Source organism: uncultured Traorella sp., assembly GCF_944327115.1.
In the GTDB taxonomy this organism is placed as follows: Bacteria; Bacillota_I; Bacilli_A; order Erysipelotrichales; family Erysipelotrichaceae; genus Traorella.
The window spans coordinates 1-14,910 of record NZ_CALVGS010000130.1 but is presented as its reverse complement, the minus strand read 5'-3'; the positions used below and the strand labels follow the sequence as shown (position 1 = coordinate 14,910).

17 protein-coding genes are annotated in these 14,910 nt (G+C 38.5%); 14 read left to right on the top strand and 3 right to left on the bottom strand.

The window, feature by feature from the left end; translation table 11 throughout:
• From Q0K35_RS11085 to Q0K35_RS11020, 14 genes are all read left to right on the top strand, one after another.
• A partial coding sequence (locus tag Q0K35_RS11085) for an aldo/keto reductase (protein WP_294562927.1) occupies window positions 1-1,104 on the top strand: 1,104 nt, incomplete at its 5' end.
• Between the two features lie 128 nt (window positions 1,105-1,232).
• A complete protein-coding gene (locus Q0K35_RS11080; RefSeq protein WP_294562926.1) occupies window positions 1,233-1,910 on the top strand; it encodes a response regulator transcription factor in 678 nt (225 codons plus the stop codon).
• A complete protein-coding gene (locus tag Q0K35_RS11075; RefSeq protein WP_294562925.1) occupies window positions 1,903-3,084 on the top strand; it encodes a HAMP domain-containing sensor histidine kinase in 1,182 nt (393 codons plus the stop codon). Before Q0K35_RS11080 ends, Q0K35_RS11075 begins: the two co-directional genes overlap by 8 nt.
• Before the next feature lie 63 nt (window positions 3,085-3,147).
• A complete protein-coding gene (locus Q0K35_RS11070; RefSeq protein ID WP_294562924.1) occupies window positions 3,148-3,936 on the top strand; it encodes a hypothetical protein in 789 nt (262 codons plus the stop codon).
• 108 nt (window positions 3,937-4,044) lie between these two features.
• Window positions 4,045-5,490: an NAD(P)/FAD-dependent oxidoreductase gene (locus Q0K35_RS11065; protein ID WP_294562923.1), complete on the top strand. Its 1,446-nt coding sequence runs from the start codon at window positions 4,045-4,047 to the stop codon at window positions 5,488-5,490.
• Complete coding sequence (locus tag Q0K35_RS11060) at window positions 5,477-6,730, top strand: NAD(P)/FAD-dependent oxidoreductase (protein WP_294562922.1); 1,254 nt, start codon at window positions 5,477-5,479, stop codon at window positions 6,728-6,730. Before Q0K35_RS11065 ends, Q0K35_RS11060 begins: the two co-directional genes overlap by 14 nt.
• Window positions 6,727-7,092 carry a DUF1667 domain-containing protein gene (locus tag Q0K35_RS11055; protein ID WP_294562921.1) on the top strand — a complete coding sequence of 122 codons (366 nt, stop codon included), beginning with the start codon at window positions 6,727-6,729 and terminating at the stop codon, window positions 7,090-7,092. Before Q0K35_RS11060 ends, Q0K35_RS11055 begins: the two co-directional genes overlap by 4 nt.
• 8 nt (window positions 7,093-7,100) lie before the next feature.
• Entirely contained in the window at window positions 7,101-7,937 is an 837-nt protein-coding gene (locus Q0K35_RS11050) for an aldose 1-epimerase family protein (protein ID WP_294562920.1), read from the top strand.
• A gap of 10 nt (window positions 7,938-7,947) precedes the next feature.
• Complete coding sequence (locus Q0K35_RS11045) at window positions 7,948-8,847, top strand: ROK family protein (protein ID WP_294562919.1); 900 nt, start codon at window positions 7,948-7,950, stop codon at window positions 8,845-8,847.
• Window positions 8,847-10,082, top strand: coding sequence for an aminopeptidase (locus tag Q0K35_RS11040; RefSeq protein WP_294562918.1), 1,236 nt, complete (start codon window positions 8,847-8,849; stop codon window positions 10,080-10,082). Before Q0K35_RS11045 ends, Q0K35_RS11040 begins: the two co-directional genes overlap by 1 nt.
• Window positions 10,083-10,086: 4 nt before the next feature.
• The gene (locus Q0K35_RS11035; protein ID WP_294562917.1) at window positions 10,087-11,328 is read left to right on the top strand and encodes a hypothetical protein; all 1,242 of its coding nucleotides are present in this window, start codon (window positions 10,087-10,089) and stop codon (window positions 11,326-11,328) included.
• Between the two features lie 296 nt (window positions 11,329-11,624).
• The gene (locus tag Q0K35_RS11030) at window positions 11,625-11,918 is read left to right on the top strand and encodes a hypothetical protein (RefSeq protein WP_294562916.1); all 294 of its coding nucleotides are present in this window, start codon (window positions 11,625-11,627) and stop codon (window positions 11,916-11,918) included.
• Window positions 11,919-11,921: 3 nt separating this feature from the next.
• The gene (locus Q0K35_RS11025; RefSeq protein ID WP_294562915.1) at window positions 11,922-12,116 is read left to right on the top strand and encodes a hypothetical protein; all 195 of its coding nucleotides are present in this window, start codon (window positions 11,922-11,924) and stop codon (window positions 12,114-12,116) included.
• Between the two features lie 35 nt (window positions 12,117-12,151).
• Window positions 12,152-12,385, top strand: coding sequence for a hypothetical protein (locus tag Q0K35_RS11020; RefSeq protein ID WP_294562914.1), 234 nt, complete (start codon window positions 12,152-12,154; stop codon window positions 12,383-12,385).
• 64 nt (window positions 12,386-12,449) lie between these two features.
• On the opposite strand, the gene Q0K35_RS11015 is transcribed toward Q0K35_RS11020, so the two are convergent.
• From Q0K35_RS11015 to Q0K35_RS11005, 3 genes are all read right to left on the bottom strand, one after another.
• Window positions 12,450-13,589: a site-specific integrase gene (locus Q0K35_RS11015; RefSeq protein WP_294562913.1), complete on the bottom strand. Its 1,140-nt coding sequence runs from the start codon at window positions 13,587-13,589 to the stop codon at window positions 12,450-12,452.
• Window positions 13,589-14,611: a DUF4236 domain-containing protein gene (locus Q0K35_RS11010; RefSeq protein WP_294562912.1), complete on the bottom strand. Its 1,023-nt coding sequence runs from the start codon at window positions 14,609-14,611 to the stop codon at window positions 13,589-13,591. The genes Q0K35_RS11015 and Q0K35_RS11010 overlap by 1 nt, the downstream gene beginning before the upstream one ends.
• A 48-nt stretch (window positions 14,612-14,659) precedes the next feature.
• Window positions 14,660-14,910 (bottom strand): hypothetical protein (locus Q0K35_RS11005; RefSeq protein ID WP_294562911.1); only part of this gene is annotated, 251 nt, incomplete at its 5' end.

Sequence of the window (14,910 nt, the reverse complement as noted above, 5' to 3'; positions counted from 1 at the left end):
AAAAAGATGGAACTTAGAGAAAAATTTGGTTTTGGATGCATGCGTCTTCCTATGAAAGATAAAGAGGTTGATCTTGAACAGGTCAATCAGATGGTAGATGAATTTATCGAAGCGGGATTTAATTATTTTGATACGGCTCATGGTTATCTGGATGGGTTAAGTGAAACGGCGGTAAGGGAATGTGTCGCAAAGCGTTATCCCCGTGACGCTTATTATCTGACCAATAAGCTGACATCAAACTTTTTTAATTCTTATGAGGATCTGATGCCGCTGTTTGAATTACAGCTGAAGCAGTGTGGGGTGGATTATTTTGATTATTATCTGCTGCATGCGATGAATCGTGAATATTATAAAAAATATACTTCATGCCGGGCCTTTGAGTTTGTACAGGAACTCAAGCAGGCGAATAAAATAAAACATATCGGAATGTCTTTTCATGATCAGCCGGAGCTATTGGATAAGATCTTAAGCGAGCATCCGGAGATAGAGGTCGTTCAGATCCAGTTTAACTATCTGGATGCGGATAATCCGAATGTTGAAAGTGATAAGGTATATCAGGTATGTGTCAAGCATCATAAACCTGTCATTGTCATGGAACCGGTACGTGGCGGACGATTAGCGGATCTGCCGGCAGAGGCCGGAAAGGTTCTGGATGAGCTTCATGGCGGCTCTTATGCCAGTTATGCACTGCGTTATGCTGCCAGCTTTGACCAGGTCTTCATGGTGCTTAGCGGAATGAGCAGCCTGGAACAGATGCGTGATAATCTTGCGACGATGAAAGATTTCAAAAAGATGAATGAAGAAGAGTTTGTGGCAGTCGCAAAGGTACGTGAAATACTGAAAACGCTCCATCAGATCGAATGTACGGCATGTCAGTATTGTGTTGCCGGCTGTCCGAAGCAGATACCGATACCGGATATATTTGCTTTATATAATGCGAAAAAGACCTATAATGACTGGACCAGTGCATCGAATTATAAAAAATGTACTGAGAATAAAGGAAAAGCAAGTGACTGCATCAAATGTGGCAAATGTGAGCATGCCTGTCCTCAGCATCTGAAGATTCGTGATCTGCTGGAGGAGGCTGCAAAGGTTTTTGAATAATGAAACATGCATTGAATCTTTCATGATTTGATGCATTTTCGTTAACAAACAGGTTTGGATCATGGAAGCGTCATTGATTTTAAGTTATTTTAATCTAAACCATATAAAATGAAAAAAGAGGTAGGGTTATGCGAATATTGTTATGTGAGGATGAAAAAGAATTGTCAAATGCCATTTCAGCAATCTTAAAGCATCATAATTATACGGTCGATGCCGTTTATGATGGGATGGATGCTTTAGACTATGCCCTAAGCGGTCAATATGATGTGATCCTTTTGGATATCATGATGCCTAAGATGAATGGTCTGGAAGTGTTGGAACAGCTTCGGGCGATGCATATCCAAACACCTGTCATGGTACTGAGTGCCAAATCTGAGATCGAAGATCGGATCACAGGTTTGGATATGGGGGCCGATGATTACCTCCCAAAGCCTTTTTCAATGGCTGAAATGCTTGCCCGTATCCGGGCTTTGACAAGAAGGAAACATGAGGTCATGGAGAATACTTTGACATTTGCGGATCTGACACTTGATCGTTTGACATATGAGCTGGTCGTAGAAAATAAACGTCTGCGTTTAAGCAATCGTGAATTCCAGATGATGGAAATGCTGATGAGTCATCCCAGCGTGGTCATTTCTACAGAAACCTTCATGGATAGGATATGGGGCTATGATTCTGATGCGGAAATCAATGTCGTTTGGGTCTATATCAGTGCATTGCGGAAGAAATTGAATCAGCTCGGCGCCCATGTACGCATCAAAGCCGCCAGAGGTGTCGGTTATACGCTGGAGAAAAAAGATGATTAAGGCGTACCAGCATCAGTTTATCCGAACGATGATGATCGCCTTATCGCTGATCCTGCTTATCGTGTTAATCTTGATCAATATCCTGAACTTTGTCCAGCTTTATCAGAAGATCAATCATAAAATTGATTATCTTATTGAAAATGACGGTCAGCTTCCTTACTATGATGAGATGAAAAAAGGTCCTGAAAACGGTACGATGTACGAAACCCGGTTTTTTACCGTCGAATACAGCTGCGATCAGATCATTGATATTGATACTTCACATATCGCTTCAGTTTCAAATTCAACTGCCAGAGAATATGCCATTCAGGCTGGTGGTACCCAGGGTATCATCGATGATTATTACTATCGCACAAAGAGTGATGATGAGAATAAGCTGATCGTATTTATCAATATCCGCAATCAGATCGATGCGATCCAGGCAGTATTTATTTCTTCGATCTGGATCGGTATCTTTTCTTTCCTGATCCTTTTCATCGTTGTTTATTTTGCTTCTAAAAGAGCGATTTTGCCTATGGTGAAAGGAATCGAGCAGCAAAAGCGTTTCATCACGGATGCCGGTCATGAAATCAAGACGCCGCTTGCCATCATATCTGCAAATAATGAAGTGTTAACAATGGAAATTGGTGAAAATGAATGGATCAAAAGCTCACAGAACCAGATTCTGCGTTTAAATGAATTGGTAAAGAAAATGCTCATGCTTTCGAAAATGGAAGAGAGCCGGGAGATGGAAAAGGTAAATGTCAATATGAGCGAATGCTTGGAGAAAACACTTGCGGAATTTCGTCCTCTTTTGGAACAAAAACATATACATCTCAAAAAAGATATTCAAAAGGATGTGATCGTGAAAGCAGATGCCTCCTGTATGCAGACGCTCATCAATATCTTATTGGAAAATGCACAAAAATATATCAGTGAACCGTATGAAATTTCTATTATCCTGATTCATCATAATCGCAAATGTATCTTAGAAGTTTATAACAGCTGTGAGCCTTTTACAGATGATCCTAATTTGCTTTTTGAAAGATTCTATCGTGGAGATGAGGCACATTCTTCACATGTGAGCGGGCAGGGGATCGGTCTTTCGATTGCTAAGGCGATCGTAGATGCCCATCATGGGAAAATCAGTGCTCAAATGTTTCATAACGGGATCCTCTTTAAGATCGAGCTGTGATGCATATCTAAATCCTTTTGCATTCATCTGTTAAATAGAGTATAATAAACAAAAGGTGAGAAAATGATTGAATTTATAAAACGAAACAAAATCTTTTCAGGGTGTCTGATCGTCTGTCTATTGGTGATTGCCACGCTTACCGTTCGTTTGATAGTCAAAGAGCTGCGTGGTGATATTAAGGATGATCTTCCGATCATAGATGTTCCATCAGAAAAAACGGATCCTCAGATATCGCTGTTCAGCGGTGAGTTTCATGATGATGAGGATAGCATATCGCTGATATGGGATTATCAGATGAATGATCATGCTTTTGAAAAGCTGGAGCTGTATCATGGGGAAACGCTGATCAATACATTTACGAATGAAATGGAAACGACGATCTCCGTTTTCGATTATGGACTGGTAACAGGCAGCAATACGTTTGAACTGCGTCTTTATTACGATGAAGGCATCGTCGTCAATGTACAAACGGAAGTCTTTGTTGATTATGTCTTTGATATTGAAATGAAGGCTCAGGCAGTAGATAACAATCTTGGAAAAGGATATCTGTTTACGATCGAATATCAGTATAATACCAATACTCCGGTCGGGATACCGGTCATTCATATTAATTCAAGTCTTTCTTCTTCCTGGGATGCCAGCTATATCGGCAGGAAGATGCAGAATCGCCAAGGAAATTATCAAAGCGTCATCGCTTACTATATGGTTTATATGAATGATCTTCCGAATGAAGAGGTGACATGGGATCTGTCATATGATTTCAGAAGCGTAGGGGTCCGTGTCAATGATTCGTATCGGGAAAATCCGCAAGAAGCAGTATTTTCAACGGAGGACATTCAGGTTTCTAAATAGAGATAAGGTATTTCATTAGAAAATGCCTTATTTTTTTAATGGAAGAAAGCGTTTACTTGTATTTTTGATCATTCTTTTTTATAATAGAAAGGTAAAGGAGATTTCAGTATGGAAGATATTATTATTATTGGCGGCGGTATCATAGGTTCGCTGATTGCCTATAACTGTTCCAAATATCACTGCAATGTACTTTTGCTTGAAAAAGAAAATGATATTGCGAACAAGGCAACGATGGCAAACAGTGCTATCATTCACGCCGGTTATGATCCCGATGATTATTCATTGAAAGCTGAAATGAATATTCGCGGAGCTCGCAAATATCCTTCTTTGTGCAGGGAACTGAAGGTTGATTTCAAACAGATCGGTTCACTTGTCCTGGCTGTAAATGAGAATGAGGTTCATACCTTGGAGCGGCTTCATAACCAGGCTAAAAAAAGAGGAATCAAAACGCAGCTGATAGGACGTGATGAGCTTTTGACACTGGAAGAAAATATTTCAGATAATGTCATCAAGGCACTTTACTGTAAGCAGACAGGAATCGTGACTCCCTGGAAGATCGCAATTGCGGCCATGGAAACTGCGATGAGCAACCAATGTAAATGTGAACTGAATCAGGAAGTCAGGGATATTGTCGCAGAAGAAGACGGATTTACTGTAAAAACACAGGATCATACCTATCGCGCTAAAATCGTCATTAACTGTGCTGGAATCTATGCGGATAAGATCAATGAGATGGTCACTCATAAAAAGGATTTTAATATTCTGCCACGGAAGGGCGAATATTTTGTCTTATCAAAAAATGCGTCTAATTTTGTTAAACATGTTATTTATCCGGCTCCTACCAAAAAAGGGAAAGGGGTGCTTGTCGTTCCGACGGTACATGGTAATATTTTATTGGGACCAAGTGCTTCCAAACAAAAAGATCGCGAGGATAATTCGACAAGTGAGAGCGGTCTGGCATATGTCAGAGAAAAGGTAGAAAAGATCGTCAAGAATGTTCCTTATCAGGAAATCATTCACAGTTTTAGCGGTCTACGCGCATCGTGTGCAAGCAATGATTTTATCATTGAGGAAAGCAGCGTTAAAAATTTTATCAATGTTGCCGCCATTGATTCACCGGGCTTGGCCAGTGCACCTGCCATTGCGGAAAAGGTGGTCAATGATTATGTACTGACACGTTTAAATTTATCTAAGAGAATGTTTTTTGCGCATCGTGTAAAAAATGTCGTCATCAATGAGTGCAGTACAGATGAAAAAGAGAGATATATTGAACATAATCCGAAATATGGTCGGATCATCTGCCGCTGTGAGCAGGTAAGCGAGGGTGAGATCATTGATTGTATCCGGCGGAAATGTGGGGCTCGCAGCATTGTGGCGGTAAAGAAAAGGGTTCGCCCCGGTATGGGAAAATGTCAGGGAGGATTTTGTGAACCGTTAGTGGTGAAGATCCTTGCGAAGGAGCTGGGTATTTCACCAAGCGAAGTTGATTATAATGAAAAAGGAAGTCCGGTCCTTGTCTGTGAAAGCAAAGGAGTACACCATGAGAAAGGTTGATTGTGTTATTGTTGGCGGCGGAAGTGCCGGTATGAGCTGTGCTGTCGCAATTGCCAGATTTGGTATCAAGGATATCTTGATGATTGAAAGAGAAAAGGAACTGGGCGGTATCTTGAACCAGTGCATCCATCATGGTTTTGGTCTTCATATTTATAAAAAGGAGTGTACAGGACCTGAGTTTGCGCAGCTGCTCATCGAATCGGTCAAAAAATATCATATTGATATAAAGCTGGATACGACGGTCATCAATATTACGGAAGGAAAAAAGGTCACATATGTCAATGAGGATGAAGGTGTGGTCGAAGTGCAGGCGAAAGCAATCGTCATGGCTTGCGGCTGTATGGAGAGAAGCAGGGGCATGATCTCGATTCCGGGGGACCGCTGTGGGAATGTGCTGACTGCCGGAACGGCACAGCGCTATTTAAATATCGATGGTTATATGTGCGGTAAGAGAGTTTTTATCCTTGGCAGCGGTGATATCGGCCTGATCATGGCAAGAAGGATGACGCTGGAAGGGGCCAAGGTCTTAGGTGTTGCGGAGATCATGCCTTATTCAAATGGTCTGAGTCGCAATATCGTACAGTGTTTGGAGGATTTTAATATTCCGCTATATCTGAATACTACGGTGACGCGTATCATCGGGCATCCTCGGCTCGAAAGGATCGAGCTGAGCTCGGTTGATGAAAATCTCCGGCCGATCAAGGACAGTGAATGGAGCGTGGCTGTGGACTGCCTGTTGCTTTCGATAGGACTGCTTCCGGATACCTCCCTTTTAAATAAGCTGAATGTTGAACGTGATCCGCAAACCAGAAGCGTGGCTGTCAATGAAGCTTTTGAGATGAGCCTGAGCGGTTTTTTTGCCTGTGGAAATGTTCTTCAGGTACATGATCTGGTGGATGATGTCTATCTGGAGGCGGAGGTGTGCGGCAGAGAGGTTGCCCGTTATCTTCATGACGGTTTTGTTGATGAGGAAATGGTTCATGTCTGTGCGGGTGAAAATGTTGCCCATGTCGTTCCGCAGCGGCTGCGTAAAGAGAATATGCAGGATGATTGCCGTTTTTCTTTCCGTGTAAAAAAACCGATGCGTGATTGTATTTTGCGTATTCGCAGCGGTGAAAATATTCTTCGGGAAGTGAAGAAAAGAGTGATGCTGCCTGCGGAAATGGAAAAGCTTGATTTAGAAAAAAGCATGTTAATGGGGGCCAAGGATCTGGTATTTGAAGTGAAGGAGGACGTATGATAAAGGAAATGGTCTGTATCGTTTGTCCGATGAGCTGTCGGATGCAAGTTGAGATGGATAAGAAAAAAGTGGTTTCTGTGAGTCATAACGGCTGTGTAAGAGGTGTTAAGTATGCCAATGAAGAGATGAGCAATCCTACACGCATGGTAACAAGTACCGTCGTGCTGAAAAATGCAGCGCTAACACGTCTTCCGGTGATGACGGCATCGCCGGTGCCTAAGCGCAAGGTAGCGGACGTCATGAAACAAATCAATAAGGTCAAGGTAAAAGCACCTGTAAAGATGTATGACGTCATCATCGAAAATGTTGCCCGTACAGGTGTCAATGTCGTTGCGTCCCGTTCGATGGATGCGATCAAATAGGAGGAAATATGGTTATTGAAAATGATGTTTTACGATTAGAAGTCAGTGAGGCCGGCGGTGAGATCGCAAGTTTAATATATAAGAAAAAAGATCTTGAGGTCATGTGGCAGGGAGATGAGAAGCATTGGAAGGGAAAGAATCCGACCTTGTTTCCGATAGTAGGCAATACGTATTCAAAAGATTATAAGATCGATGGAAAGACCTATGCCATGAAAAATCACGGCTTGATCCGTTATGCGGTATTAAAATGTGTCAAAAAGAGCGATGATGAGATTACGATGGAACTGAAAAGCAATGAAGAAACTAAAAGTCAGTATCCTTTTGATTTTACTTATCAGATCAAATATAAATTAATGAATGACCGTGTCATCATCACTTATCAGATCACCAATGATTCATCACGTATCATGCCATTTACCTTTGGTTTGCATCCGGGTTTCAATGTGCGTCATTATGATACCGGTATCTTACGATTTGCCTGTCCTGAAGAAGCGACACAGATTCATATCCATGATGGTGTACGTGAGGAAAAGGTAAGCTTTGATCATTGGAATTTATCACATGAAATGATTGCCAAGGAACAGACCATTGTTTATAAGAATCTGAAAAGTCCGTATGTCGATCTGATCATGGATGAATATAAGATTCGTATGACGATTGATGGTTTCCCGTTCCTTGCTCTTTGGAGCAGTGATCCGGATGCTGATTTTCTATGTATCGAACCGTGGTATGGACATGGAGATTTTGAGAAGGTGGATGTACCATTTGAAAAAAGAGAGGGCATGATGTCACTTTCACCGAACAAATCGTTTATGACGAGCTACTGGTTTGAGGTTTATGAATAGGGAGATAGAAATGAAAACATATATTGGCGTAGATTTAGGCGGTACGAATGTACGTGCTGCCAGAGTAGATGAAAATGGAAAGATCCTTGAAGTTGTAAAGGAAAGCACTGAGATCGAACAGGGTGTCGATCATGTCATGGATAAGATCGTACGCATGATCACGTCACTGGATCGTTGGAATGAGTGTCAGGGCATCGGTTTAGGTGTTCCGGGACCTGTGGATACCCAGCGGGGCATGATGATGCTTTCTACCAATTTGCCGGGATTTACAAAATATCCGATGTGTGAGGAAATCAGCAAGCGATGCGGATTGCCTGCTTATGCGGATAATGATGTCAATGTTGCCTGTCTGGCGGAGAGCTACCATGGAGCAGGTAAGGAATATCCGATCTGTTACTATGTGACGATCTCAACAGGAATCGGCGGAGCGTTTACGGTCAATCATCAGCTTGTCAGCGGTATGGCAGGATATGCCGGTGAGATTGCGAATATCGTGATCGATAGGAATCGCAAGAAAATCAACTATCTTAATGTAGGGGCCGTTGAAAATGAGGCCAGCGGACTTGCGATCACCCGTAAGGGCAAGGAAGTGTTTGGCGACTCGATCCGGCATGCAGGCGATGTTTTTGATCTGGCACGCGAGGGAAATGAAAAAGCAGTAAAGATCGTAGAGGAGATGACCTATGATCTGGCTTTGATGTTTGCGGATATCGCCCATGTCGTTAACCCGCATATCTTTATCGTGGGCGGCGGATGCATGAAGTCCAAGGATGTTTTCTTTGATAAGATGCAGGAAATCTTTAAAACTCTTGTTCATGAAGGCATGCGTTGTACAAAATTCAGTGAAGCCCGGCTGGAGGAACCGGGTCTTATAGGAGCAGCGATGCTACCGATGTCGAGAGGTAACTAATGTTAGAGAAAAGATTAGATCAATATGCAAGACTGATCGCTCTTAGCGGTGTTCATGTTCAAAAGGGTCAGCATGTCGTCATTCGTGCAGGAGTCGATAATGCCTCTTTTGTCAGAAAACTGGTGAAAGCCTGTTATGAAGCACATGCTAAAAAAGTAACGGTCGAATGGAGCGATGCGATCATTAATCGGATGGACTATGAATATCAAAGCATCGAAGAATTATGTGATGTCAAAGCATATACGATCGAAAAAATGAAAGATCAATATGAAAGCGGCAGCTGTTTTATATCCCTTACATCACCGATCCCCGAAATCATGAAAGGCATTGATTCCAAAAAGATATCCGCCCGCAATATCGCTTATTCGAAACAAACCAAACCTTTTCAGAAATATACAAGCGCAAATCTGACACAGTGGTGTGTCGCGGCAGTTTCCAATTCATTATGGGCCAAAAAGGTTTTCAGTGATCTTGATGAAGAAGAGGCCAATGAAAAATTATGGGATGCGATCCTTTCAAGCTGTCATGTCTTTGAAGAGAATGATCCTGTTTTGGCGTGGAAGCAACACGATGAAGCTTTTGCCCATCGCATCGCCCTGTTAAATGAAATGAATTTTAAAGAATTGCATTTTGTCAACGGCAAAGGAACCGATCTGCATGTTGCCCTGGCACCACATCATATATGGGCAGGCGGCTATGAAAAGACCCAAAAAGATCAGATCATCTTTAATCCCAATATGCCGACAGAAGAAATCTTTACGATGCCTTATCGCAATCATGTGAACGGACGTGTTTATTCGACCAAACCATTGGATTATTCCGGTACGCTGATCGAAGATTTTTATCTTGATTTTAAAGATGGCAGAGTGATCCATTATCATGCGGAGAAAGGAATGGAAGCTTTAAAAGAGCTCATCGAGTTTGATGAAGGCAGTCATTACATTGGCGAGGTGGCGCTCGTTCCTTTCCACTCCCCTATATCACAGATGAATCTTCTTTTCTATAATACGCTGTTTGATGAAAATGCCAGTTGTCATCTGGCACTGGGTGCCGCCTATCCGACAACTGTCAAGAATGGTGAAAATATGACAAATGAACAGCTTTTGGAAGCCGGTGCCAATGATTCCTTACTGCATGTAGACTTTATGTTTGGCAGTGAGGATATGCATGTTACAGGCATTGGTTTTGATGGTAAAGAAACAGATATTTTTGTACAGGGAGATTTTGTGATATAAAAATATGAGTTATACGAAAAAAGAAAAATATCGATTCGGAAAACTGTTTAAATATTATCGGATAAGAGAAAATGTTTCGGTCAAAGATATAGAATTCTTTGACCGTGCTTCATATACGACCTATCGGCAGGCAGAAAATGGTGGAATGATAAGAAAAGATGATTTCTATGATGAGTTTATTCAATTCTATCATAAAGAATTTAAACGAATAGAAAACTTTGATGAATGGCTAAATTCTTATATTCCAAAAGCAGCAAGAGCATTTGAATACTTTGATGAAGATTATTTTGCACCTCTTTACAAAGAGATGAAAGAAAAGCTCTCTGATTATAAAAACTGTATTCTTTATGGTGAATACTACTATCTGTTTAAGGTCCTGTTTCAGTATTACATGGAAAATCATTATCTTAATAAAGATGAGATCGACGATTTATTGGAATTGATGAAACTGGATATTTTTGAACATGATCTTTTAGCTTGTATGGTCGAATGTCTGTATACTTCTAATTTCAATTATGTTTATGATCAGCAATATGGAAAAAAGATAATAGATGCAACATGCTTTTTAAGAGATGAACCTCTTGTCCGATTTTATGAAGCAACAGAAAGAGAAAGTCAGTGCTATTTTATACAAAGCATGAAAATGTATGAAGACCTGTATGACAGATGGAAAGAAGAGAGTAACCATTATCGAATGGCAAAATGTGTCAATGCATTATATACATTAGGCTGTAATATTGATGATGCCTTCGCAGAGGAAAAGCTGATTCAATTAAAAGAAATGATTGATACATGTAAGCTTCCTAAAAATTTTATGTTGAATGTCAGTTATAATATCGCAATGGCAGACATGTGGGCTGAAAATTATCAGGAAGCATTTCAGCGTTTTATGATGATCATGGAACAACGTAAGGATGAAGCTAGTCTGTTTTTTAGCTGTTACTGTTGCGATCGTATGGACCATGCTTATCCTTTAAAGCTTTTAGAAAGCAATCCGGATAATGAATATATGAAAGATCTTTTAGAGTATTATCGAATGAAGGCCAATGACTATGATGAAGAACAGCTTGTCAGACATATCATGAAAGTCATACTTCCCAAAAAACTCATTCAGATGAAACATATGCATCCCTTGTGGGTCATCTTTGATTATGAGCTTTTCAATATCGCAAATAAAAAAACAAAGTATAAAAAGTATTATTTAAATTATCATGAAAAAATGACAAAAAATTGTAAAGATGCCTAAAATTTGGCATTTTTACTTTTTTTTACAATCTTTTGTCTTTGGCAAGATAAGAGCTTATAATTTAAGTATAAAATAAGAAAGGGAAGAGATATCATGATACTAAAAATAATCATTATATTGACATTGTTTTTGGGAAAAACACAAATTACGGAGAACCATAGTTCTGTTCATGCAGACATTTCTCAAATAATCTGTCCGCAACCTTTATGTAAGCAGCTTTAGTTGTTTTACATTAAAAAAAAGAGGAGCTTGCTTGGATAGATAAAAGATGTGAAGGGAGAAAAAATATAGATAATATGTTTAAAAAAATTATTTTATTAATTTCATTGTTGTGTGTAGTTGCCTGTATTTATTTGGTTTCTATTTATTTCTCAATGTCAATCGATTTTGATGAAGATAAGTTTTATATTACTGAAGATCAATTATTTTTTGAGCTTGATCCTATTGTTGAGGTTCATGGAGGTGATTTAGATCCGTACAAATTGATAAGTAAAAAATATAGTCCTGGTACGTACGAAATTACTTATACGATTCGTAACGGATTTATACATAAAAGTATTGTAAAAAAGCTGGTTGTAAAAGGAAGTTAAGTTATGAAAAAAGTGTATATATTATTTATTTTATCTTTAGTATTGGCTATTTCCGGTTTAACTGTATCGGTTGATGCAACAGATGTTATTTTTGATACGTCAATGACTGAAATTCGTGATTATAAGAATTTATACATGAAAAAATATGAATCATTTCTTGATCAAAGAATAGAATTGGGGAAATATTGTCATTATTAGAAATAATATAGAATTAATATACGAGAGGTGGATATATGAAAAAGAATTTATACATATTTATTTTATTATCTCTATTATTTGGCTGTATGCAGGATCATAAGAATCGTCCTTATCAGAATTTAGATATTGAAGATGTAGAATCCATCGTATTGGAATATGAATATCCGCCATTTAATAAAGTTGAATTAGGTCAAAAGGATCGCGAAGCATTGATTGGGTATCTAAATGATTTAGATGTATCTTTGTTTGATAATCAAAATTTACAATAATTTAATAATCTATTTAAATATGATAAAAATAGCTAATAAAAAGGCATGAAATGGAAATCATGCCTTAATTTTTTGGTGTGTTTTGGGGTGTATTAGTGGATATAGAAGTAGTCAAAAAGTAGTCAGATAGTCTTTGAGGACTTTCGAGTTTTGTTTCTTCAATGTGGGTGTAAATATTCATTGTCATCTTGATGTCTTTATGTCCTAGCAAATATTGCCGTTCTTTCATATCAATACCAGCATACATTAGAATACAGGCATAATTATGTCTAAATATATGAGCTGACAGATCATCGTTTATCTTTTTGCCTAGTGGTTCGCCAGCTTTATTCATCTTCCTTTTTATAGTTTTCCACATATTTTGATAGGTGCCAGATTTTAACAATGAACCGTCTTTTCTTGTAAAAAGCATATCAAATTTGATAGTTGAAAGATAATAGATAAAAAATGATTTTACATTTTGAGGAATAGGTACGAATCTTGATTCTGTATTCTTTGTATCTTTTAAAATTGGCTCTCCTTTAGCGAAGGCACATGCCTTATTTATATGAAGAAGATCTTTTTCAAAATCAAAATCATTTTTTGTTAGTGCTAATGCTTCTTCACGTCTTAGTCCAAAGTATTTGATCAATTTAATGAAGGCATTTTCCATGTCCGAAAAGTCAGCGACTTCCGACAAATAATCTTCATCGGGAGTAAGGGGCCTTTTTTCCTTTGCCTTGTATTTTGGTATAGTGACGTTGTCCATTGGATTGAATTGAATAATTCTTTCACTTATAGCCGATTTAAAAATTTGATTTAAAACCATTTTAATATTCTGACAGGTTCTTTTCTTTTCCTTGTTTTCTGTTATGATCTTCTGTATATCGTGCGATGTGATGTCTTTCAATTTAAAGTAATCGATAGATGATAAATAATTTTTAAGAATATTGTCATACATCTCAATCGTATTTGCACTATTTTTGTTAAAAGTAAGTTTCTTCTTTTCGTACCATTTTTCTCTATATTCTTTAAATGTAACAGTAGAGAAGCTGAAACCCTGCTTCTTTTTTAATTTCACTTCAAGGACATTGTTTTTTAATTCATCAATAGTATGGCCATAAACAAATACCTTAATAGGTTTGCCTGTTTCTATATCACGACCGATAGTAACAGTAGTAGCGTATCTGCCATCTTTTCTTTTTTTATATTTTTTCTTTTTCATTAGTAACAACGTTTGCAAGGCTCATAGCCATCAGCTATGGCTTCGCTTAGTGGTATTTCAATAGGATTGCTCATATTACTGCAATTAGGGTTTGAATGATATTTAGTACCTTCACCCGATCCAGCAATATAAACCATTTCTTCTGTTGGTTCAGATGGCGTTGATGGCTGTTCCACTGCTGGTGTAGATGGTTCTTCAACTACTGGCGTTGATGGTTCAGTTGTTGTTGTATTGTCAACAACAGGACTTTGAGGTTCTGTATTATCTACAACAGGTGTTTCCGGTTCTGATGGTTCTGTATTTTGAGCAACATCATTTTCGGGTTCAATTACAGAAACGGTTATCTTATTGCTTTCTACACCGTCTTTTTCAAGCCATAAAGACGTTGTGCCTGCTGATTTTGTTTCTATATATAATGTATCTCCCTCTAGTACAAATGAAGCTATATCAGCGTTTTCTGCGTTGAGAGTAGCGTTTTTAAGGTCTAAATCACTAGGAGTGATTGTATAGCTTACTTCACTCTTTTCATTTGTTTCCAATTCGCCTACATCGGCAATCTGTATTTCTTCAATTGTTTCTTCTGGGCGATTATTCATATAATCGATAAAATCAACATAAAGTAAAAAATAAACTGCAAAAACACCAGAAAGAATTACTTTCATTTTTTTAGACCAGTTTGTTTTCTTCCACAAAAAGAAGATTCCTACTGGTGGAAAAACAAACAGAAACAAAATAGTTAACCAATTAGATGAACCTTTTTTGTTCTTTGGTTCTTTTGAATCGTTTGAATTATTTGTATTATTTGGAATGTTTGGATCAGAAGATTTCTTCTTCTTTTTTGAACTTGTTTCAGTAACATGGCTTATTCCAGTTCCAGGTATTGAAGCGGTTGTTCTTACAGTACCTTTTGCAGTCTTTGTGACACGAAATCCTTTAGTGCCTACACTATAACCAACACCGCTTTTACTTAAATTGATCCTTGCAGGACCTACCTTAATGCTTTTTCTAAATCGTAAACCCATAATAAATTCCCCCTTTTGATTTAGATATATGTAAACACATATGTGTGATTACCAGTTTATGGCTTCAATCGCATCATCAAAATATAAATTAAAATCGTTTATAATATGATCTATTTCTTGCTCACATTCTTCTATCTCGCTTGGGTCGCAGAAAAAGTGATTTTTCATGATGTGCATGATCTCATGTTGGAGTGTCTTTTTTTGAGAACCATAGTTAAATCTAGGATTGATTGCTACAATGAAATAGTTATCATGTTTTATACATAACCCTCTTATATGGGTTGTAAAATTCTGATAAG